The 15,537-nt window shown below is 69.3% G+C and carries 12 protein-coding genes and 1 tRNA gene; 6 read left to right on the plus strand and 7 right to left on the minus strand.

Going from position 1 to position 15,537, the window contains the following annotated elements:
• Positions 1–14 precede the first annotated feature (14 nt).
• Positions 15–2,234, minus strand: coding sequence for a peptidase M6 immune inhibitor A (locus tag ACPXBU_RS26915; RefSeq protein WP_425760189.1), 2,220 nt, complete (start codon positions 2,232–2,234; stop codon positions 15–17).
• 335 nt (positions 2,235–2,569) lie between these two features.
• On the opposite strand from ACPXBU_RS26915, the gene ACPXBU_RS26920 reads away from it, so the two are divergent.
• Positions 2,570–3,757: a DUF1996 domain-containing protein gene (locus ACPXBU_RS26920; protein ID WP_425760190.1), complete on the plus strand. Its 1,188-nt coding sequence runs from the start codon at positions 2,570–2,572 to the stop codon at positions 3,755–3,757.
• A gap of 44 nt (positions 3,758–3,801) precedes the next feature.
• Here ACPXBU_RS26920 and ACPXBU_RS26925 read toward each other — a convergent pair whose 3' ends face one another.
• Complete coding sequence (locus ACPXBU_RS26925; RefSeq protein ID WP_425760191.1) at positions 3,802–6,501, minus strand: RICIN domain-containing protein; 2,700 nt, start codon at positions 6,499–6,501, stop codon at positions 3,802–3,804.
• Positions 6,502–6,852: 351 nt separating this feature from the next.
• Here ACPXBU_RS26925 and ACPXBU_RS26930 point away from each other — a divergent pair, with 351 nt between their 5' ends.
• Positions 6,853–7,722 carry a hypothetical protein gene (locus ACPXBU_RS26930; protein ID WP_425760192.1) on the plus strand — a complete coding sequence of 290 codons (870 nt, stop codon included), beginning with the start codon at positions 6,853–6,855 and terminating at the stop codon, positions 7,720–7,722.
• 44 nt (positions 7,723–7,766) lie between these two features.
• Here the strand turns inward: ACPXBU_RS26930 and ACPXBU_RS26935 are convergent, their stop codons facing one another.
• Positions 7,767–8,681, minus strand: a complete 915-nt coding sequence (locus tag ACPXBU_RS26935) for an alpha/beta fold hydrolase (protein WP_425760193.1) — start codon at positions 8,679–8,681, stop codon at positions 7,767–7,769.
• On the minus strand, positions 8,674–9,141 hold the full coding sequence (locus tag ACPXBU_RS26940) for a hypothetical protein (protein ID WP_393372561.1): 468 nt from the start codon (positions 9,139–9,141) through the stop codon (positions 8,674–8,676). Before ACPXBU_RS26940 ends, ACPXBU_RS26935 begins: the two co-directional genes overlap by 8 nt.
• Positions 9,142–9,317: 176 nt before the next feature.
• On the opposite strand from ACPXBU_RS26940, the gene ACPXBU_RS26945 reads away from it, so the two are divergent.
• Both ACPXBU_RS26945 and ACPXBU_RS26950 read left to right on the plus strand, forming a co-directional pair.
• Positions 9,318–9,572 (plus strand): type II toxin-antitoxin system Phd/YefM family antitoxin, encoded by a 255-nt coding sequence (locus ACPXBU_RS26945; RefSeq protein ID WP_393372559.1) that lies wholly within the window; start codon positions 9,318–9,320, stop codon positions 9,570–9,572.
• Complete coding sequence (locus ACPXBU_RS26950; protein ID WP_393372557.1) at positions 9,569–9,943, plus strand: type II toxin-antitoxin system VapC family toxin; 375 nt, start codon at positions 9,569–9,571, stop codon at positions 9,941–9,943. Before ACPXBU_RS26945 ends, ACPXBU_RS26950 begins: the two co-directional genes overlap by 4 nt.
• A 16-nt stretch (positions 9,944–9,959) precedes the next feature.
• Here ACPXBU_RS26950 and ACPXBU_RS26955 read toward each other — a convergent pair whose 3' ends face one another.
• Positions 9,960–10,529 (minus strand): kinase, encoded by a 570-nt coding sequence (locus ACPXBU_RS26955; protein ID WP_425760194.1) that lies wholly within the window; start codon positions 10,527–10,529, stop codon positions 9,960–9,962.
• A gap of 250 nt (positions 10,530–10,779) precedes the next feature.
• Between ACPXBU_RS26955 and ACPXBU_RS26960 the strand changes: the two genes are divergently transcribed.
• Positions 10,780–11,880 carry a hypothetical protein gene (locus ACPXBU_RS26960; protein ID WP_393372553.1) on the plus strand — a complete coding sequence of 367 codons (1,101 nt, stop codon included), beginning with the start codon at positions 10,780–10,782 and terminating at the stop codon, positions 11,878–11,880.
• Positions 11,881–11,894: 14 nt separating this feature from the next.
• Here ACPXBU_RS26960 and ACPXBU_RS26965 read toward each other — a convergent pair.
• Together ACPXBU_RS26965 and ACPXBU_RS26970 are read right to left on the minus strand one after the other, a co-directional pair.
• Positions 11,895–11,970: transfer RNA gene (locus ACPXBU_RS26965), tRNA-Lys, on the minus strand.
• A 344-nt stretch (positions 11,971–12,314) separates the two neighbouring features.
• Positions 12,315–15,299, minus strand: coding sequence for a glycoside hydrolase family 3 C-terminal domain-containing protein (locus tag ACPXBU_RS26970; protein ID WP_425760195.1), 2,985 nt, complete (start codon positions 15,297–15,299; stop codon positions 12,315–12,317).
• Between the two features lie 12 nt (positions 15,300–15,311).
• Here ACPXBU_RS26970 and ACPXBU_RS26975 point away from each other — a divergent pair, with 12 nt between their 5' ends.
• Positions 15,312–15,476, plus strand: coding sequence for a hypothetical protein (locus ACPXBU_RS26975; RefSeq protein WP_393372548.1), 165 nt, complete (start codon positions 15,312–15,314; stop codon positions 15,474–15,476).
• Positions 15,477–15,537: the final 61 nt, after the last annotated feature.

Raw genomic sequence — 15,537 nt, forward strand, 5'->3', positions numbered from 1 at the left:
ACCTGGGGTGCGGATCAGCTCAGCGAGCTGCTGCCCCCGGGCTGCACCACACCGTTCACGGTGAGCTGGTACGGCGCGTACTGCCGCACCTGCTCGGTCGGCTCGTCGTACGCCACCACGGCGACGACCTTCGGGAAGGCGTCCAGCACGGCCAGCTCAAGCTTGCCGATGGTCACCTCGGAGCGGCCGTTGGACTCGAACTGCCAGGCGATCGAGTGCTTCTCGTCGATACCGACGAGCCGCAGGTTCCAGTTGCCGACCGGGGTCGGCCGGATCTCCGTCGGCGAGTCGAACGGCGCCAGGCTGGTGCCGTCGCTGAGCAGCTTCCCGCCGACGGTGATGTCGTCGAGCAGCAGGCCACCCTCGTTGGTGCCGCCGTCGCTGACGTACTCGAAGCCGAGCAGCACGGTCTTCCCGGCGTACGCCGACAGGTCGTACGAGCGCGCCTCGAAGCCGCTCGTCGTGCCGTTGAGCGCCGGACCGCGCGGCCCGTCGACGGTCTTGTCACCGGGGATCGCCGTGTACGTGGCGCCGCCGTCCGTCGACACGGTGACGTAGCCGTAGTCGTAGCCGAGCTCGGCCCCGTACTTGGCCTCAAACCGCAGCGTCGGGTCGGTGGTCGGCACGGCAACCGAGGTGACCGCCGCCGAGTCGAGGCTGTTGGCGTTGCCGGAGAAGAGCACCGCGTTGCCCGGCCGGTCCGGGTCCTGGGTGGTGGTCGTCCACGACAGCGGGAGCGCGGGCAGGGTCTTCGCGCCCTGGAACTTCACCGACCGCAGGTCGCGACCGCTGAGCACCTTGCCCTTGGCCGTGCCCAGCGGCACGTAGTCGGCTCCGTTCGGGGCAGCGCCCGGCGTACCGTTGGCCGTCGTGCTGGCCAGGTTGACCGTGGAGCGCAGGCTCGGCGTGGTGACCCGGCTCTTGGCGACGCCGAGGGTGATGCCGAACTTCGACTCGCCGACGAGCTTGTCGAGCAGCGTCATCGACTGGAAGTCGTGGATGACCTGGTAGACGTCGTGGACCCCGACCGTCTCCAGCTCGGCGTCCAGGCTCGCGAGGCCCTGCCGGGCACCGTCGCGGTGCAGCCGGGACATGAAGGCGGCGCCGTAGCGGTCGTACAGGAAGAGCATGAACGAGTACGCGCTGCCGTAGTCGGCGAGGACCGCGTTCGGGTTGGGGCTCTCGTCCCACAGGGTGAGGGAGTTCTCCGGTCCGCCGCAGTCGCGCGGGTTGGTGTTGTACGGCGTCTGGACCGTGCCGAACCCCTGGTAGCAGTAGAGGTGACTGTCGGCGCCGCGGTCGAAGACCGTGGCCTTCGAGTCGCTGTACCCGGTCAACGACATGGCGAAGTCGGAGAGACCCTCGTTGATCCAGTTACCCTCGAACGGGTCCGCGTAGTAGTGCGCGAGGTGCTGCCACTCGTGCGCGAACGTGCCCTCGTAGCTGTTCGGCCGGGCGCCCCGGCTGGTGCATAGGTCGCTCGTCGGCTCGTCCGGCGGGTTCGGCGTCATGCGGTGCAGCCAGTCGAACGCGTCGACGGTCATCACGTTGCGGTCGAGCAGCTCGTTGAACTGCGCGGAGAAGAACCCGGCGATGTACGTCGGCGCGGCCGGGAACGTGTAGTAGTTGTCGTCCCGCACGTTGTCCACGAGCGTGACGGTCTTGTTGCCGGCACCGGTGTAGACCCCGCCGTCGCCGTTGGCGTCCGGTCCGATCTGGGCGTTGGTGCCGTCCCGGTCCGGTGGGGTGCTGAAGGCGTTCGTCTCCTTCGGGTACATGTTCGTGTCGAACTCGTCGACCAGGTGCTTCACCTGCGCGTCGGTGATCTGCGTCGACGACGGCACCTGCGCCCGGCAGTCACCGGCCGGGAACGCCAGGTCGTTGGCGACCCAGACCTCGATGTGCTCACCGACGGCCCGCAGCGTGTAGTCCTTGCGGTAGACCGAGCCCTGGACGTCGTCGAGGCCGAGCCACTGACGGACGGTGCCGACCGCCGGCGTCTCGACCGACTGCGCCTGCCGCCGCGCGCCGGTGCGCGGCTGGTACCGCGCGGGCGTCTCGATCGGCCGACCGTCCAGCGTGAAGTCCTTCCGGGTGAGCTCACGCATGTCACTCGGCGGGGCGGCCTTCGGCGCGACGGCTTCCGCCGACGCCGGTGACGTCACGGCCACGACGGTGAGAGCCGGTAGGACGAGGACAGCGGCGAGCGCCCCAACCATGCGGGTGCGAGCCATGGAACCTCCTTCGGGTGTGCAACCCGGTTCCCGTGAGTCCGGTCGCGTGTCGACCGCTCACGTTGATCACTTGAACCGGGGACACGGTAGCCCGAGGCAACCTTCGCCTTCGACGGGTTGGGAAAGCGATACATATCACCCCGGGGAACGGTAATCCACGACTTTCGGCTGTGCTGCGGCCGTGGCCAGGGGCGACGCACCGACCTGTGTGGACACCGAGGCAAGCGTACTTTAAGGAAGGTTTAAGGAACTGTCGAGTACGGGCGGCGGGCACCTACCATTCGGCGGCCGTGGCCGTTCGGGTCAGCCTCATGTCGGCTCGTTGGGAGTGACAGGTGTCGTACGAGAGCCCGCCGCCGTCACGTCACCGCCTGCCGGGGTGGCCGGCCCGCACCAAACTCGGCGTGGCCGCCGGAGCGGCGGTGCTGCTCGTCGTCGCGGCCGGGGGCATGTACCTGGGCAACGGCGGGGTGCCGCCCGAGCCGTCGAACGCGGCCAACGCCGTGGATTACCCGTCTCCGTCGGCCCGACCCACCGAGTCCCCTGCGGCAGCGTCGGCCGTCGCGACGCCGTTGGCCTCCACGACCCCGTCGATCGCCGCGACCCCGTCCACCGCCGTCGCGCCGAAGATCCCCACTACCGGCTGGATTCCCGTCGACCGCGCGGCCTGGACGGCGCAGGCCGACGCGTACCGGGCGTTGACGATCGATCCGGTCCCGGCCGGTGTGGGCAACCTGCCGGAGTTTCGCGCGGACTGCCAGTACAGCCACCGGTTGCCGGATGACCCGATCGTCGCTCCCGGCCTACCGGGCGCCTCACACATGCACTCCTTCGTCGGCAACAAGGCCGTCGACGCGAACACCGTCGCCGGTGACCTGACGACGTTCACGGCCACCTCCTGCAAGCCGGCGCAGGACCACTCCGCCTACTGGGTGCCCACGCTCTACGACAACGCGACGGGCAAGCCGGTCGAGACCACGGGCTTCCGGGTCTACTACCGATCGCTCGCCAAGAACTCGACAGGCCAGATGCCGCTGCCCAACGGCCTCCGCATGATCTCCGGCGACGCCAAGAAGAAGAAGCCGACACCGCGCGGCGCGACCGGGCAGTTCTACTGCGCCTTCTACGGCCCGGGGGATCTCGACGGCGTGGCCCGCAGCACCAACGGCAACTGGCCCATCTGCGGAGGGGACGCGACGCTGCACTTCATGATGCAGTTCCCCGACTGCTGGGACGGCACGCACCTGGACAGCCCCAACCACAAGGACCATGTGGCGTACGGCAGCGGCGACGCCTGCCCGCCCAGCCATCCGGTCCGGATTCCGGCGATCACCTTCGACATCCAGTACCCGGCGAAGGGCACCCCGGCGGGCTACTACCTCTCCTCCGACAAGGAGGGCAAGAGCGCCTCGTCGATGCACGGCGACGCGTTCGTGATGTGGGACGTCGCCACCATGAACAAGCGCACCAAGAACTGCGTCCTCGGCCGCCGGACCTGCGACAACTACGGCTACCAGAAATAGCCCGGGGCCAGGCCCGTGTCGGCCTGGCCCCGGGGTCTGGTCGGTCAGCTACGCAGCGTCCACCGCTGGTTCGCGCCGCCGTTGCACGACCAGAGGATCACCTTGGTGCCATTGGCGGTGGCGGCGCCGTTGGCATCGAGGCAGAGCCCGGACTGGGCGTTCGTGATGGTGCCGTTGCTGTTGACGTTCCACTGCTGGTTCGTGCCGCCGTGGCAGTCCCAGATGATGACCGCGGTGCCGTTGGCCGTACCGGCCCCGGACGCGTCCAGGCACTTGTTGCCGTACACGGTCAGCTGCTTGCTGGCGGTCTGGGTCCAGCGCTGGTTGGCGCCGGTGGAGCAGTCCCAGAGTTGCGTCTGGGTGCCGTTCGTGGTCGAGGAGTTGGGCACCTCGACACAGCGGCCGGACTGGCCACCCACGAGCTGCCCGGCCCCCGTGCCGCCGCCACCCTGCTGTTGCCGGACGAGGAATGTCGACTCCGCCGACCGGTTGCCCTGTGCGTCGACGACGTAGAGCCGGTACTCGCCCTGGGTCGTCGGCACGGCGATGGACGTGGCGTTGCCGGCCGCCCTGGTCATCGTCGCCCCGGCGGTGAAGGTGGTCGTGCCGGACGGCGCCAGCCAGACCGACCTGGTGGCGTCGCCGGTGCTCCGGATCGGGATCGACGCCGTGGCGCCTGCGACGAACGTGCTGGCCGGCAGCACGTAGTTCGGGGCGGAGAAGGTGCTCGCCGGGACGATGTCCCGGTACGCGTCCTCAAGGCCGGAGTTCGCGGCGATGCTGTACGCCGCAGCCGGCCAGACATAGTCGGAGGAGACGAGGATGTCGGCGACGGTGCTGTTCGGCAGGTTCTTGTTCGAGACCTTGTTGATCGGGCCGTAGATCTGCGTGATGCTCAGATCGTGTTTCCGGCCGAAGTCGTCCGAGTTGATCATCCACGTGACGTTCTTGTCGATGCTCAGGACGTTGTCGCGGAACGTGATGAACGCCGATCCCTCGTCCGGGTGCAGCCCGTACTTGTGGCCCGACGGCACGCCCTGGAGATAGTTGTTGGTGATCATCGTCCCCGGCTGACTGCCGAGCGTGTAGATGGGGGCCGTGTCACTGAGGCGCTGCACCGTGTCGATGATGTGGTTGTAGCTGATGTTGTTGTTTCGGGCCGTCGTGGTGGGTCGGTTGGGCACGATCGAGCCCGATGACCCGTCGAAGTTCCACCAGCCCCAGCCGAGGGTGATGCCCGACCACGGAGTCTTCTCGATCCGGTTGTGCTGGATGGTGAGGGTGTCCGCGAAGTAGGCCGAGATGGCGCTGTGCCCGTTGAACAGGACGGCACTGTCGTACAGATAGTTGTTCTTGATGTCGATGTTCTTCGGCAGCCCCTCGACCTGCGCGGAGTACTTCTCGCGGTTCGTCGACGTGCCGTCACCGATGTAGACGTGCTGGGGGTGGCCCACCAGGATCGCGGAGCCCGCGATGTCGTTGGTGGAGTTGCCGATCAACTGCGAGCCCTGCACGTCGTTGACCATGCTGATCCCGTCGGCACCGGTGTGCTGGATCCGGTTGCGTTGCAGGAGGATCCCGTCGGCGTTCTGCACCTGGAGAATGCCGGGAGTGACGTCCACGTTGCGGTAGTAGTAGACGTGGAAGTTGCCCTTCGCGTACACCTGGGCACCGAGGTTGCCCTGCTGCGCCTGCTTGAAGGACGAGCCGGCGACGTTGAACAGGTTCCAGTCGGAGTGCTGCACCGTCAGCCCGGAGAACGTGATGTTGCGCGCGTGGCTGCTGGTCGAGGTGCCGGCGACCCGCAGCACGGTGGTGAGGTTGTTGGGCGCGTAGACCGACGCGGTCGACATGTTCTCGGCACTGGCCTTGTAGTAGTAGACCGTCTTGGTGCCCTTGTCGAAGAAGAACTCGCCCGGTGCGTCCAGGAACTCGTAGGCGTTCATGAGCTTGTGGGTGCCGCCCACCTGGGCGTTGCCGTTGAACGAGCCCTGGGCGATCGCCGCACCCGGCTGCTGGAACAGGGCGACCCGGTTCGCGCCGTCGGAACTCGTGGTCACCTGGCGGACGCCCACGATGGCCGTGGTCCAGGTCGTGCCCGTCTCGATCTCGATGTCGTCCTGGTTGCGGGCGACGGCGGGGAAATCATTCAGGTTGTATTTGGCGCCGTCGCACTGCGATCCCGACTCCCAGGCCCACGCGGCCTGGTTGGCCGTGATGTTGTACGTCCCGTAACAGCCCCCCGAGCTGATGGTCTTCGACGCCATGAAGGCACGCTTGTCGTTGACATACAGCGCACGCAGCTTGTTGGCGCGGTCCAGCGGCGCCTTCCAGATATTGCCGCTGTGCTGGGTCCATCCGGTCACCTGGACACCACCGTCGAGGACCGGCTTCTCACCGGGGTAGGCGCCGTAGCTGATCCGGAATCCGTTGGTGCCCGAATCGCTGGTGCCGAATTCGACGGTGCTGCTGATCGGATAACTCCCACCGCGCAGCAACACGTCGATGTCGCCGGTCATGTTCGTATTCACCGTGCGGACGACATCCCGCGCGTGTTGCAGGGTCTTGAATGGGGATTCGATCGTCCCCGCGTTGGAGTCGTTGCCGTCCGGGGCGACATAGTAGGTCGCCTGGACCGCGGCTGCGGCCGGCTGCTGATTTGTCAGCACGACCGGCACTGCGGCGGAGACGAAGACCGCGAGCGCCAACAATGACGTTCGAGCGGTGGATACGGCTGATTTCACGTGCTGTTCCTTCCACTTGCCGTCGACGGGATGCCGAATGCGGGTATCGAGCGACGAGCACGGAACAGCGACGCCACAAAGGACTGGCGGAGGGCTGCTGTTGCCCGACCGCACTCATTTTCCAATCGCTACGAAGCTCTCCCAGGGACTGTATGTCGAACGTGTGACGACTGCAACAGTCAATTAAGAGTGGTCAATGCGCAAAGACGCTCGTACCGGGCAGAACGCCCGACTCCCGTCGCACGCCCCAGTGGCATCGTCCGATGAATCCGCGCGGCGGGACCGACCCGCCCAGCAGGCTGAGTACGGGCACTCATCCGGTCGCTGCCGCCGCCGGGCAGGCTCGACGCCATGGCTGATCCGCATCGGACCACCTCGGACGACGTACACCAGGGCCCGGTGGCGCCCCGGACGCGGACGGGCGGATGGCGGCGGTCAACGCCGCGACCGCCTGCCGGCACCCGTCGTCGCTCCGGCTCTCCGTCGCTGGCCTGCGCGGTGCTGGCGCTCTGCCTGCTGACGGCCGGGTGCGCGGAGTACGGCGACGGCGACTCGATGGCCCGGGATCAGGCCGCGGCCGAGGCGGAGCACCTCAAAGAGCAGCTCGGTGGTCGCGATCGGGTGCGGGACGCCGAGTACATCGCCGCGACCGAGATCCTCGAACCGGCCACCGACGGCACGTCGGGAACCCACCGTGAACCGCTGGCCTGGTCGGGGCGCGTCTTCGCCGACGAGCAGGCCACCATCGACGTCCGGTTCACGGTGGCGGTGCCGGAGAGCTACGGAAACTTCGGCGCCCCCGGCCACTCCGCCGGTGAGGCCACCCGGTGCTACCGCTACCGGCTGAAGCTCTATCGCAACACGAGATCCGAGGAGATCGGCTGCCCGCCGGTGGCGACCCCCCCGGTGCCCAGGGCGAAGCCGTACCCGGCAATGCCCGTGGACGCGGTCGCCCGGCTCACCGCGGCACTGCGGACCGCCACGCCCGACACCCTCGCGGCCACGGTGCGGGCCGCCTTTCCGGAGAAGCACGTCACCGTCGACACGGCCACCCACCAGAACGCCCTGGTCGCCGTGTTGGCCGTGCCCGCCGAGCGAGACTGCCTCCTCCTGGTCCGCAAACCCGACGGAGCCATCACGACACCGGGGTACGACCGGGAGTGGCTGGAGCCGGGCGAGACGGGATGCAACACCGGGTTGTACGTCTCGCCGCCGCGTTAACCGAAAGCGCTGTCGGACGCGAGCCCGTCGCGTCCGCGACCGGCTCAGCCGTGAGCTACCCCGGTGAGGAAGTCGCTGACGATGGCGGCCAACTCCGCTGGGCGTTCGGCGACCATCGCGTGGCTGGCGCCGGCCAGCTCCAGCACCCGCAGGCGCGGGTTGTCCACGGCGTCGAGTCGCTCCCTGACCGCCCGGCGGTAGGCCGCGTACACCTCGGAAAACGGTTCCTGCTCGGGCAGGTCCTCGGTGGCGAGGACGAGCAGCAGAGGGCATCGGGTGTCCCGATAGGCCGGGACCAGGTCGAGAGACCCCATCGCCTCCCGCAACCGCACGGTCAGCTCCGGATCGGGGCGCAGCAGGTTACGGCCGTCGTCGCACGGCACGAGGTTCCGTTCGAAGGCCGCCACCCAGTCCGCCGGATCGGCACCGTACCGCCGGGCCGTCGCCCGCTGCCCGGCCAGCGCCGCGGCCAGCCGTTCGGCGGTGAGCGGCTCGGCCATCACCGCGGCCATCCCGTCGAAGACGGCCCGCAGCTCGGCGAGCGCCGTCGCCGCCTGCCCCGGGTCCATCCCGGCGAGCTGCTCCGGGCGGCTCGGCGGAGGGTTTCCGTCCAGGCTGACCGCGCCGGGACACTCCGGGTGACGCTGCGCCCAGAGCGCGGCCAGCATCCCACCGAGGGAGACCCCGACCACCGCGGGGCGGTCGAGACCGAGGGCGTCGGCGACGACGGCCAGGTCGTCCAACACCTCGTCCCACCGCCACGGGCCGTCGCCGGACCGCCCGTGGCCGCGCAGGTCGACGGCGACCACCCGGTACGCCTGCCGCAACTCCTCGGCCAGCGTCGTCAACTGGGCGAGGTTGCCGCCCGCACCGTGCAGCAGCAACAGCGAGGGGGCCGATCCACCGAAGTCGCGGTACGCGATCGGCACGCGGCCGGAGCTGACGAGGGGATCAGGCACGTCGGGTTCCTTCCCGGAGCAGTCGGTCGCGGACGGCGGCGGACCGCACGCCACCCTCGGGATGGCGGGCGAGCTTGCCACGGGAGGCCAGGTCGTGAACTCCCTGGCGGGTGATGCCGAGCATGGCGCCGGCCACCGCGTACGACACCGATTCGGCGGTGGGGTGGCCCACCCGTCGCGCGACGATCTGGCCCAGCGGCGTGCGCCACCAGTCGAGGGGCGGGTTGAACGGGCCGTCGCCGGGACAGAGCGTCGAGATGGCCCGGACGATCACGCCGTACGCGGCCTGCTCGTCGCCACCGACCAGCGTGGCGGCCCAGGAGCGCGCCCGCTCACGTACGACAACACGCAGCGAGTCGACTGCCGGGTGACCGTCGACCAGGATCTCGAGCGGATCGAGCAGCCGAACGTCGATCAATCTGACGAGCTGTGCGACAAGTTCCTCGTCCTCCGGTGGCACACCAACCCCCCCTTCGCTTGACACCCATCGTCAAGCGCTTGACGGTTAGTGTCAAGCGTGAGCGGTTGTCGTCCCGAATGCCGACCGAGCGTTGTCCGAACCCGAACAGCCAAGCCGCTGGCGTATGCGGCCAAGCCGGCTAGACTAATTGCTTAGCTAAGCAAGGGGGTCACGCCATGTCGACTGAGGCCGTGCACTACAACATGCATGACGCCAAGACCCATCTGTCTCGCATCATCGAACGGGTGGAACACGGCGAGGAGATCATCATCGACCGGGCGGGCACCCCGGTGGCGAAGGTCGTACCGCTGGTCCGGCGGGCCAATCGCACCGCAGTAGGCTCCCTCGCCGGCCAACTGGACCTGTCCGGCGACTGGGATTCACCACGGACCAACGCCGAGATCGCCACCGACTTCGGCATCGGCGCATGACCCTGCTGCTGGACACCCACGTCGCGCTCTGGGCCATCACCGGCGACCCGACCCTCGGCACCGAATTCCTCGACCGACTGCGACACGAGCCGGACATTTTCCTCTCCCCGGTCACCCTGTGGGAGATCACCATCAAACAGAGCGCGGGGAAACTCGGCGGACCCCCTGACCTTGCGGCGCGGGTAAGAGACATGGGCTTCCGGGAACTCCCGGTGACCTACACCCACGCCATCGCCGCCGGTCGTCTGCCATCACATCACCGCGATCCCTTCGACCGCATGCTGGTGGCCCAAGCAATCACCGAAAATCTGACCTTGGCCTCCCGCGACGCGTCGATAGCGCTGTACGACGTGGACGTCCTCAAGGTGTGATCGGACAGGCTCGGGTCTACGGAACGACCGGGAGGATGTCGTCGTCACGGCCGGTCTGGGGCAGTCCCGCGGCCGCGGCGATGGCCTGAACGGCCTCCTCCAGCCCGGTGCTCTCCGGCAGGACCAGCTCGTCGGACCAGCCCAGAACGTCGTGCCCGGCGTACCAACCGCTCATCTGCTCGGCACTGAACTCACTCACCTGCGGACGCGTGAGGTGCCGCCGCAGCGTCTCCGGCAGGGAAACGTCGAGGTAGCAGAACAGCGACCGCCCCCGGTGACCGTCCCGCAGGCCCGTCAGCATGCTCCGATAGCGATCGGCGTGCATGATGCCGTCCAGCACCACGTGGTAGCCATGGTCGAGCGCGAACCTGACGGTCTGCCCGATCAGCTCCGGTGCCGCGCCGCCCGGTCTGTCCCGCTCCCGGAGCACGATGCGGCGCAGGTAGTCCTGCTCGACAAGCGCACAGCCCCGGCCGTGCCGACGCCGTAGCTCGCGAGCGATGCTGCTCTTACCCGAGCCGGAGTTACCCCGGACGCAGACGAGGATCGTCTCCGGGCTGCCGGTCGGGACGGCGTCAGCGACCACGGTGCTCCCTCGCAGACAGTCGGCGCGCACGCTCGGGCCAAGACCGAGAGGCCAACTCGATGAGGTCAGGCACCTGACCCTCCGCGAGGGTAACGCCGGACAGGTCGCCGACCTCGCCGCCGCCCGACAGTTGCGCCCCTGGCCGGCAACGGCCGTCTGGATCGACATGTTCCCGCCCACTTCGAGGCCGATTGATACGACGCCATAGAGTCGCCAGAGGCGTTGCGGCTGCGTGACACGGAGGTTCTCGATGGCGTTGCTTGCCCGACTCGCAGGTCAGCTCGGAGCGCTGCGGGAGACGGTGGCGACGGATGCTCTTGGGCACCTGCTGTCGGACCCGAATGCGGCGGCTGCCCTCACGGCGGCGATCGGATCGGGTGTCGCCGAGTTGCCCCGGCCGCTGCGCTACCTCACCCAGGCTGCGGACGGCGACAGTCGGCCGGATGTCGTCGGGCGGGATGAGTATCGCGAAGTCGTCCACGTCGAGGGCAAATTCTGGGCTGGGCTGACCGATGCGCAGGCGAACGACCGATACCTTCAGCGCCTGCTGGACCAGCACAGGACCCGCGGCACCGCCAACCCGTGCCGGGGTGTTCTGGTGTGGGTGTGCCCGCAGCGACGCGTGGAGTCGCTGTGGCGCGAGGTCTGCCACACCTCGGAGGCCGACCCGCGCCCCGTCGCTGGTCGGTGGCGGTTCGCCGACACCCGGTCCGGTCAGGTGGTCGCCCTGACCGATTGGGTCGCCGTGTGCGACGTCCTCGAACAGGCAGGTGGAAAGAACCTCGCCGAGGACGTCCGCCAGTTCCGCGCCCTGATCGCGGAGGTCGACCGGCACGGCTTCGTCCCGTGGTCGGTGGGCGACGTGACCGATCAGCATGCCGCGCGGCAGTGGGTCGCGATCTACGACGTCGCGATGACGATCAGGTCGGTGGCGCAGAAACATGGCGTGGCCACGCGCGCGACCGCCACGAGGAATTCGAAGGCCTCCGGGGCGATGTGGGGCGGGCCCGCGATGCGCCTGTCGAACATCTACACCGGACTGGTCGTGTCACTGCCACTGTTCGCCGAGCACGGCACCAGCCCGCTCTGGCTGCGGTGGTGGAACGGCCCAGCGGAAGTCGCCCGCCGGGCATTCCCTGGTCAGACCGTCGAGCGCCGCAACGGCTGCGCCCTGCCGGTGCCCTTCGCCCCTGGTCGCCTCGAGTCCGAGGTGGTGGAGGACGCGGTCGCGTTCCTCGCGGAGTGCGCCGAGCGACTCGCCGCCGCCGTTCGCCCGACCGACTCGCTCGACTTCCTGGAGGACGAGGGGCCTCCGGTGGACAGCGACGCCGAGTTGCCGGAACAGCGTTGACACGTTTCTTTTGTTGGTGCGCCGCCAGGGACTCGAACCCCGAACCCGCGGATTAAGAGTCCGCTGCTCTGCCAGTTGAGCTAGCGGCGCTCACCGGCAACGGGAAGAGACGTTAACACCGCCCCGCGCGGACGCGTCGGCGACCCCACGTCTGGCCACGCGACCCGAGCGCGAAGTTGCAAATCGCCAGCGTCGGCCCCCTGCCCCCCTGCCCCCCGCCCCCCGCCCCCCTGCCCCCCTGCCCCCCTGCCCCCTGCCCCCCCGCCTCACCGAACGCGCCAACGGCCGAGCCCTGGTTGATCATGAGGTTAGCGGCGCGACACGCCGGGGCGAGTGTCTATAACCCCATGATCGACGCGGGCGTTCGCCGGGCCGGGCCGGGTGGGGCGGCGGGGCCCGGGCCGGGACGACTGTCGTCCCGGCCCGGGTTCCGGTCACCTGATGGAGAAGTCGGCCAGCCGCAGCGGGGAGTCGAACACCAGGTACACGTCGTGGGTGCCGGCGGCGCGGGCCAACTCGGCGGTGACGCTGACGTACCGGTAGTCGTCGCCGGTGCTGGGCACGGTGGCCGTGCCCAGCAGCCGACCGGTGGGCGAGCCCAGGCGAACCTGGATCGTGCCGGCGTCCGCGCCGGCCTTGGCGACGGTCGCGGTGAAGGTGTCGGCGCCCGGACGCAGCGCCGAACCGGCGAACGAGATCCACTGGCCCGCCGCGGTCGCGCCGACGGCCGTACCCTTGGCCTTCGTCTCGTCGACGAGCCGGACCCCGGCGTACCTGTCGAAGTTCTCCGCCCGGGTGGTCCGGGACAGGTCCCGGGCCGGGACCGTCTCACCGCGCACCCGAATCGCGGCGCGGGCCCGGATGTCCTCGGCGGACGCCCCCACCATCAGGTCGTAGGTGGACGACTCGACCACCCACCGGCTCCGGGTCACGTCCCAGTGCGCCAGGTCGGCGGCGGGCAAGCGCAACGTCACGGTCCGGGTCTGCCCGGGTGCGAGGTTCACCCGCTGGAACGCCTTGAGCGCACGGATCGGGGTCTTGACCCGCGAGGTGCGCTGGTGGGTGTAGAGCTGGACCACCTCGGACCCGGCCCGGCTGCCGGTGTTCGTCACGTCGACGCTCACCGTGATGGTGCCGTCGGCCGCGACCGGCCGGTCGCCGGTGCGCGCCGGGCCGTAGTGGAACCGGGAGTACGACAACCCGTGGCCGAACGGGTAGAGCGGCTTCGCGTTGCTGTACAGGTAGGTCTGCCCGGACGAGATGATGTCGTACTCCAGCAGGTCCGGTGGCAGTTGCCCGTCCGAGCGGTACCAGGTCTGGGTGAGCCGGCCGGACGGGTTGCGGTCGCCGAACAGGACGTCGGCCACGGCGTGCCCGGTCTCGGCACCCGCGTGGGTGGTCCACACGATCGCCGGGACGTGCTCCTGCTCCCAGGTCATGGTGACCGGGTAGCTGGTCTGGAGCACCAGGACGGTACGCGGGTTGGCCCGGACGACGGCCTTGACGAGTGCCTCCTGGCCGGCGCTCAGAGCCGTGGAGGAGCGGTCGTGCGCCTCGCGTCCGTTGATGAACGGGTTGCTGCCCACCACCAGCACGGCGGTGTCGGCCGCCTTGGCCGCTGCCACCGCCCGGTCGATTCCGCTGCTGATCACCTCGCGGCTGAAGTGCGTCGCCGCGGCCGGGGTGGACGCGCCGAGCTTGAGCGCGCCGTCGTCGCCGACCGTGACGTACTTCTCGGCGGCGAACCAGCTCTCCTTGGTCTCGTAGCCGGCGTAGCGCAGCACCACGGTGCCGTCGTCCTGCGGCTCCAGCTTGAACTGCTGCTGGACGTACCAGCCGTTCGGCTGCTCGTCGCGGGTGATGAACGGCCCCCAGTTGTAGCCGAGGTAACGGCCGTTGGCGGCGTTGCGCAGCGTCACCACGTCCTGGCCCCAGTCCACCACGTCGAACTGGGCGGCGGGCGTCGCCGTGGCACCGGTGGCGGCGACCGGGTCGGCGTCGGTGGTGCCGGTGGTCGTGACGTACCGGCCGGTCGCCGCGTCCTTCAGGGCGATCCGGTCCGCCCCGTCGAGCCCGTCGACGCTCGCCGAGTTGCCCAGCCGCTCGCGGATGCCGTCGAGGGCGGTCACCTGGTACGGCAGGTCACCGCCGTACCAGTCGGAGTAGAGGGTGTCGGCCAGCGGACCGAGCACGGCCACCTTGCGGGTGCGGGCCGGGTCCAGCGGAAGAGCCTGCCGGGAGTTCTTCAGCAGCACCATCGCCTCGCCGGCGGCCTGCCGGGCCAGCCGCTGGTGTTCCGGGCTGTTGATGACGTCCGGGGTGATGCCGCCGTGGCGACCCCCGCCCGGGTCGAACTCGCCCAGCCGGAACCGCACGTTCAGGATCTCCCGGATCCGGGCGTCGATGTCCGCCTCGGTCAGCAGACCTGTCGCGAGTGCCTGCTTGATGGCCGTGACCGTCGGTTGGGCGTTCGTGTCGTCGGTGATGAAGCTGTTGAGGCCGGCCTTGACGATCGCGGCGTTCGCCTCGGGCTGGGTGGCGTAGTAGCCCTGGGAGGCGACGAGGTTGTTCGGCGCCCAGGCGTCGGTGACGTTCATCAGCGGCTGGTCCGTCCAGCCGCGGACCACGGTGGCCAGGTCCGGATCCACAGTGGCGGGCCGTCCGTTGATCAGGTTGTACGCGGCCATCACGCCGGTCGCCGCGTCGGCCGCGATGGCCGGCTCGAACGCCGCGCGCTCGTACTCGTTGAGCACCCGGGGCGGCACGTTCGACGAGGTCACGTCACGCCGGATCTCGTTGTTGTAGGCCAGGTAGTGCTTCAGGGTCGGTGCGCTCTTCAGGTGGTCGGGATCGCCGCCGGTCATCCCCGAGCCGTACGCGGTGGACATCGCGGCGGTGAGCAGCGGGTCCTCGGAGTAGCCCTCCTCGTTGCGGCCCCAGCGGGGGTCGCGCAGCAGGTTGACCACCGGCGCCCAGAGGTTGAGACCCCACACCCGGGGGTTCTGCGCGTGATAGCCGCGCGCCTCGTCGCCGACGGCCGAGCCGACCCGGTTGATCAGGTCGGTGTTCCAGGTGCTCGCCATGCCCACCGGCTGGGGGAATGTCGTGCCGCGGGCCTTGACGACGGCGCCGTTGTTGTCGATGTCGGTCGACCAGGCAACCCCGTGCAGGGCTTCGGTGCCGGTCTTGAACAGGCCGATGCCCAGCCGGGGAACGGCCGGCTGGTACTGGTGCAGCCAGGAGATCTTCTCGTCCAGGGTGAGCCGGCCGAGCAGGTCGTCGACCCGGGCCTGCACCGGTAGGTGCGGGTCGCGGAACGGGTAGGTGGGTTCGGCGAGGGCGGTGCCGGGAACGGCCGGTAGGGCCAGCAGGACGAGCGCGAGCACGGCGATTCCGCGCCGAAGGCGCTTGTTCCCCATTTGCTTCTCCTCATGTCGTACGACAGACGCCCAAAGGACGCCCCGACCGGCGTGGCCAGGCTCGACACCCGGCTGACGGGCCTGGACGACGGATCGTCGAAGCGCTTCGACAATCCGGCCGCAATCACCACGGCCATGATTGTTGTGATCCGCGCAACTATAGATGCGCGCCAATGAGGCGGGCAACACCCGGACCGGTCCGGCCGCGGCGGAGGGCGGTCCGCGGGGTCGAAGAACG

Source organism: Micromonospora sp. DT231 (assembly GCF_049847025.1).
In the GTDB taxonomy this organism is placed as follows: domain Bacteria; phylum Actinomycetota; class Actinomycetes; order Mycobacteriales; family Micromonosporaceae; genus Micromonospora.